This window comes from Mesorhizobium sp. LMG17149, from assembly GCF_024518695.1.
Lineage (GTDB): Bacteria > Pseudomonadota > Alphaproteobacteria > Rhizobiales > Rhizobiaceae > Mesorhizobium.
Map to the genome: position 1 here is coordinate 1 of NZ_JANIFL010000002.1, position 18,454 is coordinate 18,454.

The following is an 18,454-nucleotide window of genomic DNA, read 5'->3' on the forward strand; positions in this document are numbered from 1 at the left end:
CCGCAGCGCCGCGCCAACCCAACCGTTTGGCGCTGCCGCGAACCCATCATAAGGGGGAAAACTGTTACCTATCTATCCGGTTCAAACTGTTACCCATCTATCGGCTGGACACAATCGCGAAGGCGTATCAGGCCGCCTCGATAAAGCGGATGACGGTCTCGCCATAGTTGCGCTCGTCCAGCACGGAAAAGCCGGGGCCCGGCTCGAAGGGCGCCACTGCCGCCTCTTCGACCACGCACAGCGCGCCAGGGCGAAGCCAGCCGCCGGCTTTCGCCGACTGCAAGGCGCGCTCGCCAAGGCCCTTGCCATAGGGCGGGTCGGCAAAGACGAGGCCGAACGGCGCCAGCGTGCCCGCCTCGCCAAGGCCGGTGGCATCGCGGCGGAAGATCTTGGTGCGGCCGGTCAGGCCGAAGGCCTCGACATTGTCGCGGATCAGGCCACGGCCTTCGGCCGATTCCTCGATGAAGACGCCGTAGGAGGCACCGCGCGACAGGGCTTCCAGCCCGAGCGCACCGGTGCCGGCGAACAGGTCGAGCACACGCGCGCCGTCCAACTGCTCGGCAAAGCGATGCGCCAGCACGTTGAAGACCGCCTCGCGGGTGCGATCGGTCGTCGGCCGGATGGCGTCGCTGCGCGGCGTGGCCAGCGGACGCCCGCGAAACTCACCGCCGACGATCCGCATTACTTGCCCTTGGGGCCGCCGCGCGGCCGCTCACCGCGTGTGCTGGTCGGACGGTCGCCGCGCGGCTTGCCGAACGGCTTTGCGCCGGCCGGTTTGCCATAGGTCGGTTTGAACGATGCCTTTCGCGCCTTTGCTTCAGCGGCCTTGGCTGCGTCTGCATCGGCCCTGCCCTTGCCGATCGGCCGCGCGCCCGGTGCCATCCAGACATTGGCCTTGCGCTGGCCGGGCGGCTCGATCGGCCGCTGCTCGCGCTCGGACTTTTTCCCGCCGCCCGGCTTGCCGCCAAAAGCACCACGCGGCTTGTCGCCGAAGCTGCCGCGCGGTTTGTCGCCGAAACTGCCGCGTGGCTTGTCGCTGAAGCTGCGTTCGGGACGCGGGCCGCGTTCGCCAAAACTCTTCTCCGCGCTTCTGTCGGGGCTTGTCGACAGCTTGCCCAGAGCCTCGTCGCGGCTGCCTTCGCGGCGCTTGCGGTTCTTGATCAAACCGCCCTCGCCGATCGGGCGGCGCTCACCGTCGCGGGTGAATTTCGGCCGCTCCGGCTCCGGCTCGCGAACTTCCGTGCGCCGCACCGGCTTGTTGGAAAATGGCTTGGTGACATCGGCGTCGAAATTGGCGCCGGATTCTTCGACCAGGCGCTCGCCAAGCTGATCGCGCAACACCCTGCCCTTGATCTCCAGCACATGGCCCTCGGCGAGGTCATCGAGCTGGAACGGCCCGTAGGAGATACGGATCAGCCGCGTCACGTCGAGGCCAAGCGAGCCCAGGATATTCCGGACTTCGCGGTTCTTGCCCTCGCGCAAGCCGATCGTCAGCCAGGCATTGGTGCCTTGCTCACGGTCGAGCGTCGCTTCGATGGCACCGTAGAACACGCCGTCGACGGCAATGCCTTCACGCAGGCCGGCAAGCGCGCTTTCCTCGACCTTGCCGTGGACGCGCACGCGATAGCGGCGCAGCCAGCCGGTGGCCGGCAGTTCGAGCACGCGCGACAGGCCGCCATCATTGGTGAGCAGCAGCAGGCCTTCGGTGTTGATGTCGAGCCGGCCGATGGTCATTAGCCGCGGCAATTCAGCCGGCAGCACGTCGAAGACGGTCTTGCGGCCCTCGGGATCGCGGTTGGTGGTGACGACGCCGGCTGGCTTGTGGAACAGGAACAGCCGGGTGCGCTCGATCGGCGGGATTTCCATGCCGTCGAGATGGATGATGTCATCAGGCATGACGTTGAAGGCCGGCGAAGTCAGGGCGCGGCCATTGACCTTGACGCGGCCGGCGGCGATCAGCTCCTCGGCATCGCGGCGCGAGGCCAGGCCGGCGCGGGCCAACCGCTTGGCGATGCGCTCGCCTGCCTCTTCCGCGCCCTCGGCGGGACGCGGGCGTGGCTTGAAGCTGCCGTCTGACGCGCCTTGCGGCCGATCGTTGAAATCCCGCTTCGGGCGATCGCCGGCGGCGCGCGGCGCGCGGTCACTGAAATCACGCGTGGGACGGTCGAAACGCTTTTCGCCGCCCGCTGCCGCCGCAGCCGGTCGGTCGCCCCGCGGTGCATAGGGCTTGCGCGGCCCCTCGCGCTTTTCATAGGGCTTGCGCTCGCCTTCGGCGGCCACCGGGCGATCGCCACGGGGCGCATAAGGCTTGCGCGGCCCCTCGCGCTTTTCATAGGGCTTGCGCTCGCCTTCTGCGGCCATCGGCCGGTCGCCGCGCGGTGCGTAGGGTTTGCGCGGTCCTTCACGCTTCTCATAGGGCTTGCGCTCGCCTTCGGCCGCCATTGGCCGGTCGCCACGTGGCGCATAGGGCTTGCGTGGTCCTTCGCGCTTCTCATACGGTTTGCGCTCACCCTCGGCGGCCATCGGGCGGTCGCCGCGCGGTGCGTAGGGCTTGCGCGGCCCTTCGCGCTTCTCAAAAGGCTTGCCTTCGGGACGCGGGCCTTTGCTGAAAGGCTTGTCGCCGCCCTTGAAATCGCGCTTCGGCCGCTCGCCATCGGCAGCCATCGGCCGATCGCCACGCGGTGCGTAAGGTTTCTTGGCGCCAAAGGACGGCTTGCCGCCCTTGCCCGCGGCGCCATCACGGCTGCGCGGTCCCGCGGCTTTCGGCCCACTCTTGGCCGGACCCTTCCTGGGTCGGAATTTCTTGTCGTTGTCGTCCATGTGGCCTTTATCCGTTTGCGCTGCTACAGCGTGGCGCATCCTTTCGGGCGCGCAACGAACGCTGTAGCACTTTTGATGTGGCGCATGATCATTTTCGAAAACCGAGTCCCGATTTTCGAGGTCCTGCGCTCAATAACAGGATCACTGGAGTTTGTCAGGGAAAAGTGGAGACCGGTTTTTCCAAAAAGACAAACGAAAATCAAAAGCCTGGAGCAAGTGCGGTTCATTCGAAACGAACTTGCTCCGTCAGGTGGCGAGGAGATAATCGGAGTGGAAATCGCGTGAAGCGGCCCGATTTCATGGCGCTGGCGCTGAAGGAGGCCGAGGCTGCCGCCTTGCGAGGCGAAGTGCCGGTCGGCGCCGTCATCGCCAATGGCGCTGGTGTTGTCGCCAGCGCCGGCAACCGCACACGCGAACTTGCCGACCCGACCGCGCATGCCGAGATGCTGGTCATCCGCGAAGCTTGCCGCAAACTGTCGGCCGAGCGGCTGACCGGCCATGATCTCTATGTGACGCTGGAACCTTGCGCCATGTGCGCCGGCGCCATTTCCTTCGCCCGGCTGCGCCGGCTTTATTTCGGCGCCGCCGACGACAAGGGCGGTGCCGTGGTCAATGGCGTACGTTTTTTCGCCTCGCCGACCTGCCACCACGCGCCCGACATCTATCCGGGCATGGGCGAGACCGAAGCGGGTCTATTGCTCAAGGAATTTTTCCGGGAACGGCGCGGCTGAACCGGGCGCAACGCCCGGCGACACAACGTGGTGTTCTTACAGAGACGGCATCCAGTCGAACCAGCCGCTGCCCTTCTTGCCTTCCGCCTCTTTCTTCAGGCGGCGTTCCTTCTTGTACTCGTCCTCGCCAAGCTGATCTTGCGGCGCCGTGCCGGCCGCGACACGATACTGCACTGGAGGCTCGCTCAGATATTTTCGGGTGTTCGGATCGCCCTGCTTGCTGTCGGCAAGGCGGCGCTGGATCTCGGCGGCACGGCCCTTGTCGGAATCGGCCGGTGTCCATGCCGGCGGGTGGCTCGACCCTGACTCCGCCATCGCCCTCTTCACCGAGGCCGGGTCCGTCTGCACGTCGTCGATGATCTCCGACTGATAGGCCGGGTCGTTCTGATGGGCGGTGGCGTCGGCGCGCAAGCGGGCGCGGCGCTGCTCGGGCGATTCGGGCCATTCGGCGCTCGCCGTCTCGATGCTGTCCTGCGGGGCCGGCAGCGCTTCCTTCTGGCCTGGCGCCGGCTTCACGAGCGTCGGACGCGGCTTGTAGTCGATCTGTTCCTTGCGCTTCGGCGCGAATGAAAAGGCGCCCGAAATATCGCCGGCCAGCTGTTCGCCGGCGGTCTTGTCGGTGCCGTAGGTCGGAGAGCCCATGCAGCCGGACAAAGCGAGGCCCGACGCGACAAGCGGCGCCAGCAGCGCCAAGCGCGCATTATATCTCTCGGTCATGCCAAAAAGTCCCACTCTAGACAGCCTCTCGATTGCCACCAGCCTTGTGGCCGGTCCCCATCGTCCAAGCACTTGCGACGGAAATCCGGCGACAATTTGTCTTCCGGAGTTTCGCGTGTTTACCTCAACCACTCGTTAAGGGCAACGCGCGGGCGGTTTTCGCCCGCCCGGCGTGGCATTTGTGCACCGATCCAGCCGACTAACCGTTAAAGTCGGCCAAGCGCCTTCAATTCATGCAGCACCGCCGCATCCCTGGCCGAAACATCCGGGAATTCCGGATCCTGGCCGACATCGGCGGTGTAGCGCCAGGAGCGTGCACATTTTAACAGGCCACGATCCTCGGCCTTCTCGACCACCACGGCGACACCCTTGACGTCGTCGATCGCGAAGGCGCCAGCCGGTGCCTCGCCATGAGCGATGACCAGATCGCTGGTGATCGCCATCTCGGCCATGTCGACATCTGAAATCGCCGCTTCGAGCGCTGCGTCGTTGATTGTGACGACCGGCACCGCTTCCAGCGACGATCCGATCACCTTCTGGGCGCGCGCGATCTCCAGCGCACCGGTGACGACGCGCCGCACTTGCCGCACCTGGCGCCACTTTTCCGCCAGCGCCTCGTTCTTCCAGTCCGCCGGGATTTGCGGGAACTGGTCGAGATGCACCGAGACGGCGTCGGGATGACGGTCAAGCCAGGCCTCCTCCATGGTGAAAGGCAGCATCGGCGCCAGCCATTTTACCAGGCAGTCGAAGAGATGGCGCACCACCTGCACCGAAGCCTTGCGCTTCAAGCTCGACGGCGCGTCGCAGTAGAGCGCGTCCTTGCGGATGTCGAAATAGAACGCCGACAGCTCGACCACCATGAAATCGAGCAGCATGCGGGTGATGCGCTTGAATTCGAAGGCGTCGTAGCCCGAGCGCACGACCTCATCGAGCTCGGCCAGCCGGTGCAGCATCAGCCGCTCCAGCTCCGGCATCTTCTCCAGCGGCACCTCTTCGCCATCGTCATGGGCAAGCGTACCCAGCATCCAGCGGATGGTGTTGCGCAGCTTGCGGTAGGCGTCGATGTTGGTCTGCAGCACGTTCTTGCCGAGCCGCTGGTCCTCCCAGTAGTCGGTCGTCACCACCCACAGACGCAGTATATCGGCGCCCGACTGCTTGATGACGTCCTGCGGCACCACAGTGTTGCCCAGCGACTTCGACATCTTGCGGCCATCCTCGTCCATGGTGAAACCATGGGTGACGACGGTGTCGTAAGGCGCCCTGCCCCTGGTGCCGCAGCTTTCCAGCAGCGACGAATGGAACCAGCCGCGATGCTGGTCGGAGCCTTCGAGATAGACGTCGGCCGGCCATTTCAGGTCAGGACGATCTTCCAGCGTGAAGGCGTGCGTCGAGCCCGAATCGAACCAGACGTCGAGGATGTCCATCACCTGCTTCCACTTCGAAGCGTCGTGATTGCCAAGGAAACGCTCCTTGGCATCAGCAGCGAACCAGGCGTCGGCGCCCTCCTGCTCGAAGGCGTCCATGATGCGCTGGTTGACCGCTTCGTCCTTCAGCACATTGCCGTCGGCATCGGCGAAGACAGCGATCGGCACGCCCCAGGCGCGCTGACGCGAGAGCACCCAGTCCGGGCGCTCCTCGATCATGGCGCGGATGCGGTTCTGGCCGGCGGCGGGCACGAAACGGGTGTCGTCGATGGCCTTGAGCGCCCGGCTGCGCAACGTCGAGCCATCGCCGAGGTCCTTGTCCATGTAGACGAACCATTGCGGCGTGTTGCGGAAGATGATCGGTTTCTTCGACCGCCAGGAGTGAGGATAGCTGTGCTTCAGCCGTCCGCGCGCGAACAGTGCGTTGCGCTTGATCAGCTCGTCGATGACGGCCTGGTTGGCGTTGCCCTTCTTGCCGTTGTCGTCGATGACGCGCGCCGCCCCCCCCTCACGATCCGGACCAAAACCTGGTGCGTCCTTGGTGAAGAAGCCGCCATCGTCGACGGTGAACGGGATGGCGGGATCGATGCCGCGTGCGCGCAGATCCACCGCCGCATCCATCCAGGCGTCAAAGTCCTCGCGGCCGTGTCCGGGCGCGGTGTGGACGAAGCCGGTGCCGGCATCGTCGGTGACATGGTCGCCGGCGAGCATCGGAACGGCAAATTCGTAGCCGCCGCCCAGACCCTTGAACGGATGTGAAAGCGTAAGGCTTCCAAGCTCTTGCGCCGAAACGCTGCGGAGACGATTCAAGGTGACCTTCGCCTTGGCCGAGGCGTCTTCGGCCAGTGCGTCGGCAAAGATCAGCTTTTCGCCCGGCTGCGGGCCGAACGCGTTCTCGGCCGCCGTGACCTCGTAGAGGCCGTAGCTGATGCGCGGCGAATAGTTGACGGCGCGGTTGCCGGGGATCGTCCATGGCGTCGTCGTCCAGATGACGACGTGGGCCTGCAGCAGATCGAGCGCGCCCTCCGTCAGCTTGGTCTCGCCATCGACAGGGCGGGCCAAGCTGGCGACCGGAAACTTCGCCCAGATCGTGTCGCTCTCATAGTCGTGGTACTCGATCTCGGCCTCGGCCAGCGCCGTGCGCTCGACCACGCTCCACATCACCGGCTTGGAGCCGCGATAGAGCTGGCCCGACATGGCGAATTTCAAGAGCTCGCCGGCGATGCGCGCCTCGGCATGGAAAGCCATCGTCGTATAGGGGTTCTTGAAATCGCCGATGACGCCGAGGCGCTGGAACTCGGCCCCCTGCACAGCGATCCAACCCGCGGCGAACTCACGGCATTCCTTGCGGAATTCGTTGACCGGCACCTCGTCCTTGTTCTTGCCCTTGGCGCGGTACTGCTCCTCGATCTTCCACTCGATCGGCAGGCCGTGGCAGTCCCAGCCGGGCACATAGTTCGAGTCGTAGCCGCGCATCTGGAACGAGCGGGTGATGACATCCTTGAGGATCTTGTTCAGCGCGTGGCCGATATGGATGTTGCCGTTGGCGTAGGGCGGCCCGTCATGCAGCACGTATTTCGTGCGGCCGGCAGCGCTCTCGCGCAGCTTGCGGTAGAGATCCATGTCCTGCCAGCGCTTGACCAGCAGCGGCTCCTTCTCCGGCAAGCCGGCACGCATCGGGAAGTCCGTCTGCGGCAGGTAAAGCGTCTTGGAATAGTCGATCGTTTCAGTTGTATCGGTCATTGGTCTGCCATTTGCATTGCCCGGCGGGCGTACAAGCTCGGGCGTGAACTATCATGTTATGGAAAAAGCGCGAGGGGGCGCGCAGAAACTCCCGGCGGCTCCGGCGGCGCTCAGGCCACCCGGAACACCGGGCCTGTAATTCGTATCGCGATCGCGAAAAGGCGCGAAAAGCTGGTCATGGCTGGGCTTTTAGCCGAAGCCACGGCAGGAATAAAGCGTCTCGTTCGATTCACTTACATCGTGAAATCGAAGCGGTAGGTGGTCGACACGCCAATCATGAACTGGTTGCGGTCGCCGCGCTCCTTGACCAGGCTGGAATCGGCCGCCGGTCCCATCAGGCGCGAATATTCGCCAAACAGGCTGGCGGTCATCGGCTCGGTCACCTTCCAGGTTATGGCGCCGCCGAGGCCGGTCGACTTCAGCCCGCCACCAGGATGGTATTCGCTCAGACCGGAAGCCACGGCTTCCTGCGCGTTGACGCCGTAATAAGCGTCGAAATAATTGCCTGAGGCGAAGGAAACACGCGGACCGCCCGAAATCCTGACGGTCGGCGTCACATCGTAAAAGGCGTCGGCGGCGATGTCGGCGACAAAGCCGTTGTGAGCGCGAATGCCGTGGCGCAGCTCGGCGCGGGCGCGCAGCCAGTCGGTCGGATAGAATTCGAAGAAGCCGCCGACTTCCCCGCCCCAGCGCACCGGATCGAGGCCCTTCAGCTCATCGGCGTTGTCATCATCGCGGGAAAACAGGAACTTGCCGGTCAGGCCAGCGCGGAAACCGCCATCATCGACCAGCGCCAGCGAGATGTTGTCGTTGCGCGAGACAAAGCGGGCAGCAGGTCCGGCCTTGCCCAGCGAAATGATCGGCGAGGCGCTGAGCAGGTACTTTTTGCCGCCCTCGAAATTCGGCGCCACCATGCCGGTGGCACCTACGGTCAGATACCAGTCGCCGGACAGCCAGCTGCCCTCGCCCGCATTGGCAGCGCCCGTCCCACCCAGCACCGCGGCGGCCAACACAAGAGAGATTCTTCCGACCGAACTCATGGCCACTCCACTAACACAACGCATATGATTGCCGATGACAGCTTTGACGGCCGTTTGGTAAAATTTGATTTAAACCCGAGACATATGCTCGCGCTTTGCCGCGATCCCGCTGCCGGTCATCGGCTGGACGTTGGCTCGCGCCCGGATTACCTTCCATCCGCAGTATTCCGCAGCCCTCGATGGAGACCGCGACAATGACCCTGCATGGCGATGCCTTGAAAATCGGGATCGAACAGACACGGACAAAATGGGGATGGTTTGTCGCACTCGGTGTGCTGCTGCTCATCTTCGGCGGCATTGCCTTCGCCAATCTGTTCGTCGCCACGGTGGCTTCCGTCTACGTCGTGGGATGGCTGATGCTGATGGCGGGTATCATCGAGATCGTGCACGCGTTCGGCGTCAAGTCCTGGAATCGCTTCTTCTACTGGCTGCTCAGCGGACTGCTGTACGCCGTCGCCGGCTTCTTCGCTTTCGGCAATCCGTTGCTTGCCTCGGCGGTGCTGACGTTCCTGCTGGCGATCGCGCTGGTCGCGTCAGGGGTGCTCAGGGCCTGGGTCGGCTACAGCCACCGGCCGGAACGCGGCTGGGGCTGGCTCGTCGCCGCCGGTGTCATCAGCGCGCTTGCAGGTCTGATCATCGCCATGGGCTGGCCGGTCAACAGCCTGTGGGTGCTCGGTCTGTTCCTTGCGATCGACCTGATCTTCCAGGGCTGGACCTTCATCGCCGTCGGTCTGGCGCTGAAAAAGTAGCCGGGATCACGCCTGGACTCAAAAAGCCATGGCCGCGTCGAGATCGGAGAGCGGCTTGACGCCGGCAAGCAGCGCGCGTGCCTCGGCTTCATCGCGCTTCATCTGCGCGACCAGCGCATCGAGCCCTTCGAACTTCACCTCCGGGCGCAGGAAACCGAAGAAGGAAACCTGACAGACCTCTCCATAGAGGTCTTCGGAGAAGTCGAAGACGAAGGTTTCAAGCAGCGGTGCGCCATTGTCGTCGACCGTCGGGCGACGGCCGAAGCTGGCGACACCGTCGTGGAGCGTGCCGTCGGCGCGGCGGAAGCGGACGGCATAAATGCCCTCCTTGAGTGCGGCTTCCGCCGACAGCCTCATATTCGCGGTTGGAAAGCCAAGGGTGCGGCCAAGCTGCTGTCCGCCGACCACCTCGCTTTCGACGGTGAAGCGGTAGCCGAGCAGGCCGGCGGCTTCAGCCACCTCGCCCTCGCCCAGCAATCCGCGGATGCGGCTGGACGACACCACCTCGGCGCCCTCGTCCCGGAAGGCGTCGACGAGCGTGACGCCGAAGCCGTGACGCTCACCCGCCGCCATCAGGTAGGCCGGGCCGCCTTGACGATCCTTGCCGAAGTGGAAATCGAACCCGGTCACGGCGTGGGTAATGCCAAGGTTCGTTTCAAGCACGTCCGTCACGAACGCTTCCGCCGACAGCGAGGCGAAGTCGTGCGTGAACGGCTGCTCGACCAGCGCGGCAAAGCCCAGCAGCGACAGGAGCCGCGCCTTCATCGGCGGCGGCGTCAGCACGAACAACGGGATATCAGGCCTGAATATCTTGCGCGGATGCGGTTCGAACGTCAGCACCAGGGCCGGTACGCCGCGCCGTCCGGCCTCGGCAGAGGCGCGCTCGAGCACCGCCTGATGGCCGCGATGGACGCCATCGAAATTGCCGATCGCCACCACGCCGCCGCGCAGGTCGGCGGGAAGCGGCGCGGTTGCCAGGACGCGTTGGAAGGCTGCCATCGTCACCTACCGAAGTCTGGGAATGACGGCCACCGGACCATAGCCATGCTTTTCCAGGAACGCCGCCAGTCTTGCCGGATCCGGTTGCAGGGCATCGCCATAGTCGCGGGCATGGATGCCGCCGGAGACATAAAGAACATCGAAGCCATTGTCGGCGGCGCCCTTCACATCGGTCATCATGCCGTCGCCGATGGCAAGCACCTGGCCGCGCTCGACCGGCTGGCCAAGAATCTCGGCAACCTCCTTCATCGCGAGATTGTAGATCGGCGCATATGGTTTTCCAGCGATCAATGTGCGGCCGCCAAGCTGGGCATAGTCACGCGCCAGCGCGCCGGCACACCAGATGATGCGTTCGCCACGCTCGACCACGATGTCGGGATTTGCGCAGATGAAAGGCAGGTTCCTGGCGCGCAGCCGCCGCAGGAGCTCCGTGTAATCCTCGGGTTTTTCGACCTCGTCGTCGAACAGGCCGGTGCAGACGACGCCGGACGCCTCGAACTCCTCGACAAGCTCGACGTCGAGACCTTCATAGAGGGTGAAGTCCCGGTCGGCGCCGATATGGAAAATCTTGCGCGGCCCTTCGGCGATCAGATCCCGCGTCACGTCGCCTGAGGTAACCACCCGGTCGTAGGCTGACGGTGGAACACCGATCGCGTTCATCTGCGCCACGACATCGGCACTTCTGCGCGGCGAATTGGTGATCAGGACGACGGGGATTTTCGCCTCTCGAGCCCTTGCCAGTGCGGAAGCCGCCACCGGGAAATGCGTTTCACCATTGTGGACCACGCCCCAGACATCGCACAGGATTGCCGAATAGGCCTTCGACACGTCTTCGAGCGAGCCGATGATTTCAGGCGAATCCGCCATGCCGTTTCCTTCAGTCATGATCGTTGCGATCGCTGCCACCGACGGTTCGCCGCAGCCGGTTCGGATTAGCCGAACCGCCCCGGCCTGTCACCAGCTTTCGCCAGTCACGATTGGTTAGCGGTTGGTGAAGCGCTGCCCCGGCAATAGAGCGATTTCCCAAACGCGGCCTTCAGCGTTTTGTGGAAAGCTGGCATCAATCGAGAATCCGCCGGCGGGGGCCGCTGCAAGACATGTATGGACTTTGGCGTCAGTTCTGCCGCGACCAACGCGGCAACTATGCTCTTATGACCGTCGTCGCGATGGTTCCGCTCATGGGCGCCCTGGCGATAGCCGTCGATTTCACCGAGATGAGCCGCGAAAACAGGCGGTTTCGAATGCGCTCGATGCCGCAAACTTCGCCACGGCGCGCCGGCTGACGGAGGGTGCCACCGACGATCAGTTGAGAGCCTATGCGCTCGACTTCTTCAATGCCAACCTCAACAAGATCAACCCCGCCAACACGACGCTCACCGTCACCTTGCCAAGCAACACCACCGGAGGCGGCTTGCTCAAGATGAGCGCGCGGCTTGACTACAAGCCCTATTTCTATCCGGTCTTCGGTCAGCTCGTCGGCAAATCCGAAACCGACGCCAACCAGAAGATCAGCTTCAACGTGACCTCGGAAGTGCGGCTGAAGAACACTCTTGAAGTCGCCCTGGCGCTCGACAATTCCGGGTCGATGACCAAGACCGGAACGGGCTCGGGGCAAACGCGCATCGACCTTCTCAAGACCGCGGCCAAACAGCTGGTCGACACGCTGGCCCAGCAGGCGGCGATGATCAAGCAGGTCGACAGGCCGGTGCAGTTCGGCCTCGTGCCGTTTGCCGCCTCGGTCAATGTCGGACCCGGCAACGGTAACGCGTCCTGGATGGACACCGAAGGACTGTCGCCGGTATCGAACGAGAATTTCGACTGGTCGACGCTGAACGCGGTCGACAAATACGCCCAGCAGACCAACGGTATCTGGTACAAGCGCGGCACCGGATGGGGTACCGACGAAGGCCAGATGCTGACCCGGTTTTCGCTCTACCGGGACATGAAGGTCGTCACCAACCATGAGCGTGTCACCAACAGCAAGCGCGTGGTTTGCGACGAATACAACTCGAACAACACCTGCAAACGAAGCCATGACGAATACGACTACATCGATTCCTATGGTCCATTCGCCAGTTGGCAGGGCTGCGTCGAGGCCAGGCCCTATCCCTACAATGTCAACGATGCGGCGCCGTCCGGCGGCTCGGCGAACACCGGCATAGGGGTTGGCGATCCGGCGACGATGTTCGTGCCGATGTTCGCCCCGGACGAACCCGGCAACCATTGGAGGCTCACCCAAGATCCCGATGAGGCCACGCCGACGACCTACGGCGCCGTGAACAGCTGGTGGAACGACGACCCGACAAGCAGCACCGGCCAATCCCGGTTGCGCAACATGGCCAAATATTTCCAGCCGCGGCCGATCAATGCGCCGGCGCTGGCCGCCGGCAACGGGCCGAACTACAGCTGCTCCACCAACCCGATTACGCCGCTGACCGATGTCAGCGTTGCCACTGGGCTCACTGCGATCAAGGCCGCGATCGACCTGATGAAGCCGGATGGCGGCACCAATGTTCCCGAAGGCATGGCCTGGGGATGGCGCGTGGTTTCGAGCGGCGATCCCTTCACGCAAGGCCGCCCGGAAACCGAGAGAGGCAACGACAAGGTCGTGATCGTGCTGACCGACGGCGCCAACACCTACTACACGCCTTCCTCGCTCGGCTATTCCGACCCCGCCGATTCGAAGTCGACCTATGCATCCTTCGGCTATCTCAAACCCGGCTACAACGGCACGTCGGTGGGCCGCCTGTTCATGGGCACATCGAGCACCATTGGCCAATTCGATTATTCTAACGGCAATTATACCAATGCGCTCAACGAGCAGATGGCGACGCTTTGCAACAATGCCAAGGCAGCCAACATCATGGTGATGACTGTGGCGCTCGATCTGTCGACGACTAAAATCGCCGACCAGCAGGCGATCGAGGCGCTGAAATCCTGCTCGTCGAACTCGCGCTTCCGCAAGGACCCGACGGACGCGAGCAAGCCGGCAAAACTGTTCTGGAACGCTACCGGCGCCAGCTTGTCGAACGATTTCAAGGAAATCGGCAACGAACTGTCGAACCTGCGCATCGTCGGCTGATCCGTAGGCACCGGCGGCTAGCTGGAACAATAGTTGGCGCCGCCATGCACTTGCGCGCGCCTGCCGGGACAGGCACATCTTGGCCGCCTGCCGGATCGCGCGTCCATTCGCGGCGCGCTGGGGAAGAACAGATGCCCGAAACAGCCAATCATCTCGCCTTCGCGCTGGTCTGCCTCGGCATGGTGCTGACGCCTGGCCCCAACATGATCTATTTGATCTCGCGTTCCCTGTCGCAGGGGCCGAAGGCGGGGCTCATTTCGCTTGGCGGCGTGGCACTCGGCTTTGTCTTCTATGTGCTGGCGGCGGCATTCGGCATCACCGCGCTGCTGCTCGCCGTGCCCTACGCCTATGATGCGCTGCGCTTTGCCGGCGTGCTCTATCTCCTGTGGCTGGCCTGGCAGGCGGTGAAACCGGGCGGACGCTCGCCGTTCGAAGTGCGCGAACTGCCGAGGGACCGGCCGCGCAAGCTTTTCGCCATGGGTCTGATGACCAATCTGCTCAATCCGAAGGTGGCCGTGCTCTATCTGTCGCTGTTGCCGCAGTTCATCAGCCCCGACAAGGGCCACGTCCTGTCGCAGCTCCTGATGCTCGGCGCGACGCAGATCTCGATCAGCCTCAGCGTCAATGCCGTCATCGCGGTGACGGCCGGTTCGATCGCCACCTTTCTTGCCGGACGGCCTTTGTGGCTGGTCATCCAGCGCTGGATGATGGGCACCGTGCTGACGGCACTTGCGCTGAAGATGGCGACAGAGGCGCAGCGCTGAGAGTGCTGATCTACATCGGCCGCCTTATCTGCTGTGCCCGCTCCGGCTCGACCACCCTGCGGTAGAGATGCCAGGTGGCATGGCCGAGCACCGGCATGACGACGGCGAGCCCGGCAAACAGCGGGATCGAACCGATCACCAGAAGCACGGCGACCAGCAAGCCCCACAGCGCCATTTGCAGCGGGTTAGCCATCACTGCCCGGGCCGAGGTCTCGATCGCCGAAACGGCGCCGACGTCACGGTCGAGCAGCAGCGGGAAGGCAACCACGGTAGTGGCCAGCACGATTACGGCGAAGACAAAGCCCGCGGCATTGCCGGCAAGGATCAGCGTCCAGCCCTTGCTGGTGGTCAGCACGTCGCGGACGAAGCCACCGATCGAGGCTGGCGGCTGGTCGCCGAACAGGCCGGTGTAGATCGACTGCGCCGTATAGAGCCACAACAGGAACAGCGCCACCAGCATGACGCCGATGACAGCGATCGACGGGACAGCGGACGAGCGCCGCACATCAAACGCGTGCCACCAGGAGGTGTTCATGCCGAGCTCACGCCGGCGGCTGATCTCGTAAAGGCCGAGCGCCGCAAACGGCCCGACCAGCGCGAAACCCGACATCAGGGGATAGATGAGCTGGATGGCATTGGCGCCGGACGTCCACTGCGTCAGGATCAGGCCGACGATGGGATAGATCAGGCACAGGAACACGTAGTGCGATGGTTTTGCCCAGAAATCCTCGAAGCCGAGGCGCAGCGCATCCCAAAGGTCCGACGTGGTGATGCGGCGCACCGTTGGCTGCACATGCGTTCCACGTGCGTCCGCCATGACATGAAAGCCGGCCATAACCTTCCTCCCGTGTGTCGGGGCGGTCACCGCCTGGATGGCCGCCAGAGCTGCCACTTCAAGATCAAGAGGCATGATAGCAGAGTTGGCGGCGATTGTCGCCGCGTCAATTGCCTGGGGCGCAACTCCTCGTAGTGTTCAACTCTCCGTATGGCCTCTCATATGGCGTGCCTCGGCAGTCTTTCGTTTTAGCCAACCATTGTTCTGCATTTTAGCATTTACGTATTTTAGCATTTACTTAAATTACTCGTAGGGATCTCTGGCGTATCACCTGAGCTTTACGAGGTTCGGCGAGGAACTATGTTCGCATTGAGAGGCTTCTGGTCTTCGGAGCACGGCAACTTTGCCATGACGACCGCCATCGCGATGCTGCCGATAATGATTGGTTTGGCCGGCGCCGTTGATCTGATCGGCACGAGCCATGACGCCTCGCAACTGCAGAACTCGCTGGACGCGGCGGGGCTCGCCATCGGCACGAAGTTCTCTCCCGATATGGCGGCCGGCGATGTCCAGCAGCTTGGGCTGCAATTCTTCGCCGCCAATATGAGCGCGGCCGACCAGCAGGAATATTTGGGCAGCGTCTCCGCTTTCGCGGCAACGGCAAGCGGCAGCCCAAGCGCCTACTTTATCTCGCTGTCGTCCAGCATAAGCCGCCCAAGCTTCATCAGCACCTCGGCCCCCTGGCAGGCCTCCCGCTCGGCCTCGGTCAAGGTAAAACCTGGCGCACAGGCCTGCGTGCTGGCGCTCGATCCGCATGCGTCCGCCGCCGTGAACCTCCAGGGCTCGACCAACGTCTCGATGGACAATTGCGTGATCGCGGCGAACTCGGACGCGTCCGATTCCGTCAACAGGGGTGGCTCCGCACTGGTTTCAGCCGGCTGTGTCTCAACCGTCGGCGGCACCAGCGGGCTGTTGCCACCCAGCGCCAGTCTCGCCTGCGGAACGCCGCACGAACATAGGTACGCGTCCTTTGATCCATTGGCCGACGTCGTTCCTCCCCCTTACACATTGTGTTTGCCTGTCCCGAACGGCAAAACCTACACGCTGTCGCCCGGCACGTATTGCGACAAGACATTGTCGGGGGACATCACGCTTGATCCGGGCGTCTACATCATGCGCGGCACCACCATAAAGCCAGGGGGGAACGGCAGCCTGGCTGGCCAGGGCGTGACCATATTCCTCATGGAAAGTGCTGAGATCTACATAAATGCCAATGAGAAGGTGAACCTTTCCCCGCCCACCAGCGGCCCTTATGCTGGCATCACCATTTTCCAGGATCACGGCAACACGTCTGCTCTGACATTGAATGGCGGCGCAAATTCCGTGCTCAGCGGTTTCATCTACGCGCCGGACGCGCCCATTTCCTACGCCGGCAACTCTGATATGAGCGCCCAGGGCGACTGTCTCAGGCTTGTCGGCAATACGATTCAGATGACCGGAAACTCGTCCGTCAAGTCGGACTGCGCGGCGGCGCTTGGAAATCGCACAATGTACGCCGATCGGATGATCACTCTGGTGAAATGAGAACGACAGGCGGCCCAAGCGGTAGCGTTGAGAAAAATGGCGGTCCCCTTTAACAATGCCGGAGTGCGGCGGCGACCGCACTCCGGCAGATCAGCGCCTCTCACAAAGGCACATCCTGGTTGAAAACAGAGTGTCGCTACGATTTCGCCGCCGCCGCGAAGCGATCGATCACCTCAGTCAGGGGGACGTGGCCAAGGCAGGCGCCAGAACCGGCGGGCTGTTCGCCATCCTCGACAGCCAGCGCATAACCCACGGCCGGATCGGATTCGATGCGAAGGCGCAATCCGGCCAGCTTGGGATAGGCAGCGCCGTCGATCGCCTGGTGAAATTCCGCCCAGCGCGCCACGCCGATCAGCGTGGTATCGGCCAGCGTCAGCCGGTCGCCGACCAGGAAATCCGTGTCGGCGATCATCGCCTCGAGCCGATCATGACGTTCCGCAACGACCTTGCGGCCGAACTCCCGCAAGGTCGCCTTCAGCGCCGGTTCATCCGCCGCCATTTCCAATGCCACCCAGAGCGGGCTGAAGGCGGCGGTGAAACCGGTGTTCACGAAGGCCATCAGCTGGTGCATGCGGTCGGCTTGCGGCGTGCGCGGTTCGAAGCTGATGCGGCGCTGTGTGTCGCGGGCTTCGAGCCACGAGGCGATGGCCATTGTCTCGGTGAGCACCCGGCCTTCGTCGGTGATCAGCACCGGCGTTTCCTGACGGTCGTTGATGCTGGCATAGGCATCGTTTTTCATCTCGGTGAGCATGTCGACGCGGCACAGGCGATAGGGTTGCCCGACGCGTTCAAAGGCAGCGACAAGCCCCATCGAGCTTCCCGCCGGGAAGCCGTAAAGGAGGATAGGTTCCATTTGTTTTCTTCCGTGATTGAGAGGATCACGCCGCGCAGCGAAACTTGACCCTAAACGCTTGTCGTCCCATGTAAATTACGCACAATTCTGTAACCAGGATCCGCCTATGAAAGACGTCGTCTCACGCTGCCCGATCGAAGAGACCATGCGCGTGCTCAGCGGTCGCTGGCCCACACTGCTGCTCTATTATCTGAAGGACGGGACCAAGCGGTTCAGCGACCTGAGACGTGACAACCCGACGGTGTCGCATCGCATCCTGACGCTGGAACTGCGCAAGCTGGAAGAGGCCGGCATCGTGCGGCGCACGGTGCGTCCGGGTTATCCGTTGCGGGTCGATTATGACCTCACGGCGCCTGGCCGCAAACTTGTACCGCTCATCGACGCGCTGGGCGCCTGGTGGGTGCATACGGAAGACGATCGTCAGACTTCATCGACACTGGAGACTTACGCCGGCATGGCGGCAGGTTAATTCTGATCGATTGAGGCAGGATGATCGCCGGCCAGTCGTCCAAACATCCTGAAGTCGTGGTAGGCGCCCTTGAACCGGGCTTTCTGCCGTAGCGTCCCCTCGTAGCGGAAGCCGGCTTTCTCCAGCACACGGTCCGATCCGGTATTGCCCGGCAGCGTCCACGCCTCGATGCGATTGAGCAGGAAAAACCGATGGCCGCAAAGAGCGACGGCAGCAGCCGCTTCGGTCATCAGACCTCTGCCCCAAAAGTCCGGATGCAACTCGTAGCCGATCTCGCCGCACTTCGATTTAGGGACGAACCAATTGTAGCGAATCGCACCGGCCATGGTCTTCGAAGCGCGATCCTCGATGATCCAGGCGCAGCCTTTGCCAGTAGGAAAGACCTTGCACATCCATCTCATTGCCCGATCCGCCACCGCCTTGGACGGCGCATCCCGCCAGTTCGAGAACCGGGTGACCTCGGGGATCGACAGGATATTCCGGAAGGCATCGGCATCTTCGAGGGCCGGAGCGCGCAGCAGCAGACGGGCTGTAGAGAGCGTCGGGAAGGTGCGGGCAGTTTTTGGCATCGGATTCTCACCTCACTCGGGACACCTGGACTATTGCCCGAAAGGGGGCGCTTCAACACTTCAACATTACGCGATGCATTTTTTTGCGAAAAACCAAACGTATGGGTTCTCGCGCAATTTTCACCGCTTGCCCGT

The 18,454-nt window shown here is 63.2% G+C and carries 15 protein-coding genes and 1 pseudogene; 6 read left to right on the top strand and 10 right to left on the bottom strand.

Annotated elements, in window-relative coordinates; translation table 11 throughout:
* Nucleotides 1-127 precede the first annotated feature (127 nt).
* Together rsmD and NP945_RS03235 are read right to left on the bottom strand one after the other, a co-directional pair.
* On the bottom strand, nt 128-682 hold the full coding sequence (rsmD, locus tag NP945_RS03230) for a 16S rRNA (guanine(966)-N(2))-methyltransferase RsmD (RefSeq protein WP_127810766.1): 555 nt from the start codon (nt 680-682) through the stop codon (nt 128-130).
* On the bottom strand, nt 682-2,820 hold the full coding sequence (locus tag NP945_RS03235) for a pseudouridine synthase (protein ID WP_256745568.1): 2,139 nt from the start codon (nt 2,818-2,820) through the stop codon (nt 682-684). Before NP945_RS03235 ends, rsmD begins: the two co-directional genes overlap by 1 nt.
* Before the next feature lie 281 nt (nt 2,821-3,101).
* On the opposite strand from NP945_RS03235, the gene NP945_RS03240 reads away from it, so the two are divergent.
* Complete coding sequence (locus NP945_RS03240; RefSeq protein WP_127271509.1) at nt 3,102-3,551, top strand: nucleoside deaminase; 450 nt, start codon at nt 3,102-3,104, stop codon at nt 3,549-3,551.
* A gap of 36 nt (nt 3,552-3,587) precedes the next feature.
* Here the strand turns inward: NP945_RS03240 and NP945_RS03245 are convergent, their stop codons facing one another.
* The 3 genes from NP945_RS03245 to NP945_RS03255 form a co-directional block, all read right to left on the bottom strand.
* Nucleotides 3,588-4,268 carry a hypothetical protein gene (locus NP945_RS03245; RefSeq protein ID WP_127271160.1) on the bottom strand — a complete coding sequence of 227 codons (681 nt, stop codon included), beginning with the start codon at nt 4,266-4,268 and terminating at the stop codon, nt 3,588-3,590.
* Nucleotides 4,269-4,474: 206 nt separating this feature from the next.
* Nucleotides 4,475-7,435, bottom strand: coding sequence for an isoleucine--tRNA ligase (gene ileS / locus NP945_RS03250; protein ID WP_256745569.1), 2,961 nt, complete (start codon nt 7,433-7,435; stop codon nt 4,475-4,477).
* Nucleotides 7,436-7,668: 233 nt separating this feature from the next.
* On the bottom strand, nt 7,669-8,475 hold the full coding sequence (locus NP945_RS03255; RefSeq protein WP_127331538.1) for a MipA/OmpV family protein: 807 nt from the start codon (nt 8,473-8,475) through the stop codon (nt 7,669-7,671).
* 194 nt (nt 8,476-8,669) lie between these two features.
* Between NP945_RS03255 and NP945_RS03260 the strand changes: the two genes are divergently transcribed.
* Nucleotides 8,670-9,224, top strand: a complete 555-nt coding sequence (locus NP945_RS03260) for an HdeD family acid-resistance protein (RefSeq protein WP_127331536.1) — start codon at nt 8,670-8,672, stop codon at nt 9,222-9,224.
* Nucleotides 9,225-9,242: 18 nt separating this feature from the next.
* Here NP945_RS03260 and NP945_RS03265 read toward each other — a convergent pair whose 3' ends face one another.
* Both NP945_RS03265 and NP945_RS03270 read right to left on the bottom strand, forming a co-directional pair.
* Nucleotides 9,243-10,223: a bifunctional riboflavin kinase/FAD synthetase gene (locus tag NP945_RS03265; RefSeq protein WP_256745570.1), complete on the bottom strand. Its 981-nt coding sequence runs from the start codon at nt 10,221-10,223 to the stop codon at nt 9,243-9,245.
* A gap of 6 nt (nt 10,224-10,229) precedes the next feature.
* Nucleotides 10,230-11,090 (bottom strand): TIGR01459 family HAD-type hydrolase, encoded by an 861-nt coding sequence (locus tag NP945_RS03270; RefSeq protein ID WP_256745571.1) that lies wholly within the window; start codon nt 11,088-11,090, stop codon nt 10,230-10,232.
* 230 nt (nt 11,091-11,320) lie between these two features.
* Between NP945_RS03270 and NP945_RS03275 the strand changes: the two are divergent.
* A pseudogene (locus tag NP945_RS03275) lies at nt 11,321-13,305 on the top strand (pilus assembly protein TadG-related protein).
* A 131-nt stretch (nt 13,306-13,436) separates the two neighbouring features.
* Nucleotides 13,437-14,069: a LysE family translocator gene (locus NP945_RS03280; protein WP_256745572.1), complete on the top strand. Its 633-nt coding sequence runs from the start codon at nt 13,437-13,439 to the stop codon at nt 14,067-14,069.
* 10 nt (nt 14,070-14,079) lie between these two features.
* Here the strand turns inward: NP945_RS03280 and NP945_RS03285 are convergent, their stop codons facing one another.
* A complete protein-coding gene (locus NP945_RS03285; protein WP_256745573.1) occupies nt 14,080-14,904 on the bottom strand; it encodes a DUF2189 domain-containing protein in 825 nt (274 codons plus the stop codon).
* A 300-nt stretch (nt 14,905-15,204) separates the two neighbouring features.
* On the opposite strand from NP945_RS03285, the gene NP945_RS03290 reads away from it, so the two are divergent.
* Entirely contained in the window at nt 15,205-16,428 is a 1,224-nt protein-coding gene (locus NP945_RS03290; RefSeq protein WP_256745574.1) for a TadE/TadG family type IV pilus assembly protein, read from the top strand.
* A 136-nt stretch (nt 16,429-16,564) separates the two neighbouring features.
* Here the strand turns inward: NP945_RS03290 and NP945_RS03295 are convergent, their stop codons facing one another.
* Nucleotides 16,565-17,281 (bottom strand): glutathione S-transferase family protein, encoded by a 717-nt coding sequence (locus NP945_RS03295; protein ID WP_256745575.1) that lies wholly within the window; start codon nt 17,279-17,281, stop codon nt 16,565-16,567.
* Nucleotides 17,282-17,387: 106 nt separating this feature from the next.
* Between NP945_RS03295 and NP945_RS03300 the strand changes: the two genes are divergently transcribed.
* The gene (locus NP945_RS03300; RefSeq protein ID WP_256745576.1) at nt 17,388-17,750 is read left to right on the top strand and encodes a helix-turn-helix domain-containing protein; all 363 of its coding nucleotides are present in this window, start codon (nt 17,388-17,390) and stop codon (nt 17,748-17,750) included.
* Here the strand turns inward: NP945_RS03300 and NP945_RS03305 are convergent.
* Nucleotides 17,747-18,319, bottom strand: coding sequence for a GNAT family N-acetyltransferase (locus NP945_RS03305; RefSeq protein WP_127269392.1), 573 nt, complete (start codon nt 18,317-18,319; stop codon nt 17,747-17,749). The genes NP945_RS03300 and NP945_RS03305 overlap by 4 nt on opposite strands.
* Nucleotides 18,320-18,454: the final 135 nt, after the last annotated feature.

Bases quoted from the DNA above. Each gene is read 5' to 3' on its own strand.
- NP945_RS03305 (WP_127269392.1), bottom strand. From the start codon at position 18,319: ATGCCAAAAACTGCCCGCACCTTCCCGACGCTCTCTACAGCCCGTCTG.
- NP945_RS03295 (WP_256745575.1), bottom strand. From the start codon at position 17,281: ATGGAACCTATCCTCCTTTACGGCTTCCCGGCGGGAAGCTCGATGGGG.
- NP945_RS03265 (WP_256745570.1), bottom strand. From the start codon at position 10,223: ATGGCAGCCTTCCAACGCGTCCTGGCAACCGCGCCGCTTCCCGCCGAC.
- NP945_RS03285 (WP_256745573.1), bottom strand. From the start codon at position 14,904: ATGGCCGGCTTTCATGTCATGGCGGACGCACGTGGAACGCATGTGCAG.
- NP945_RS03300 (WP_256745576.1), top strand. From the start codon at position 17,388: ATGAAAGACGTCGTCTCACGCTGCCCGATCGAAGAGACCATGCGCGTG.
- NP945_RS03290 (WP_256745574.1), top strand. From the start codon at position 15,205: ATGTTCGCATTGAGAGGCTTCTGGTCTTCGGAGCACGGCAACTTTGCC.
- NP945_RS03280 (WP_256745572.1), top strand. From the start codon at position 13,437: ATGCCCGAAACAGCCAATCATCTCGCCTTCGCGCTGGTCTGCCTCGGC.
- NP945_RS03245 (WP_127271160.1), bottom strand. From the start codon at position 4,268: ATGACCGAGAGATATAATGCGCGCTTGGCGCTGCTGGCGCCGCTTGTC.
- rsmD (WP_127810766.1), bottom strand. From the start codon at position 682: ATGCGGATCGTCGGCGGTGAGTTTCGCGGGCGTCCGCTGGCCACGCCG.
- NP945_RS03255 (WP_127331538.1), bottom strand. From the start codon at position 8,475: ATGAGTTCGGTCGGAAGAATCTCTCTTGTGTTGGCCGCCGCGGTGCTG.
- ileS (WP_256745569.1), bottom strand. From the start codon at position 7,435: ATGACCGATACAACTGAAACGATCGACTATTCCAAGACGCTTTACCTG.
- NP945_RS03260 (WP_127331536.1), top strand. From the start codon at position 8,670: ATGACCCTGCATGGCGATGCCTTGAAAATCGGGATCGAACAGACACGG.
- NP945_RS03270 (WP_256745571.1), bottom strand. From the start codon at position 11,090: ATGGCGGATTCGCCTGAAATCATCGGCTCGCTCGAAGACGTGTCGAAG.
- NP945_RS03235 (WP_256745568.1), bottom strand. From the start codon at position 2,820: ATGGACGACAACGACAAGAAATTCCGACCCAGGAAGGGTCCGGCCAAG.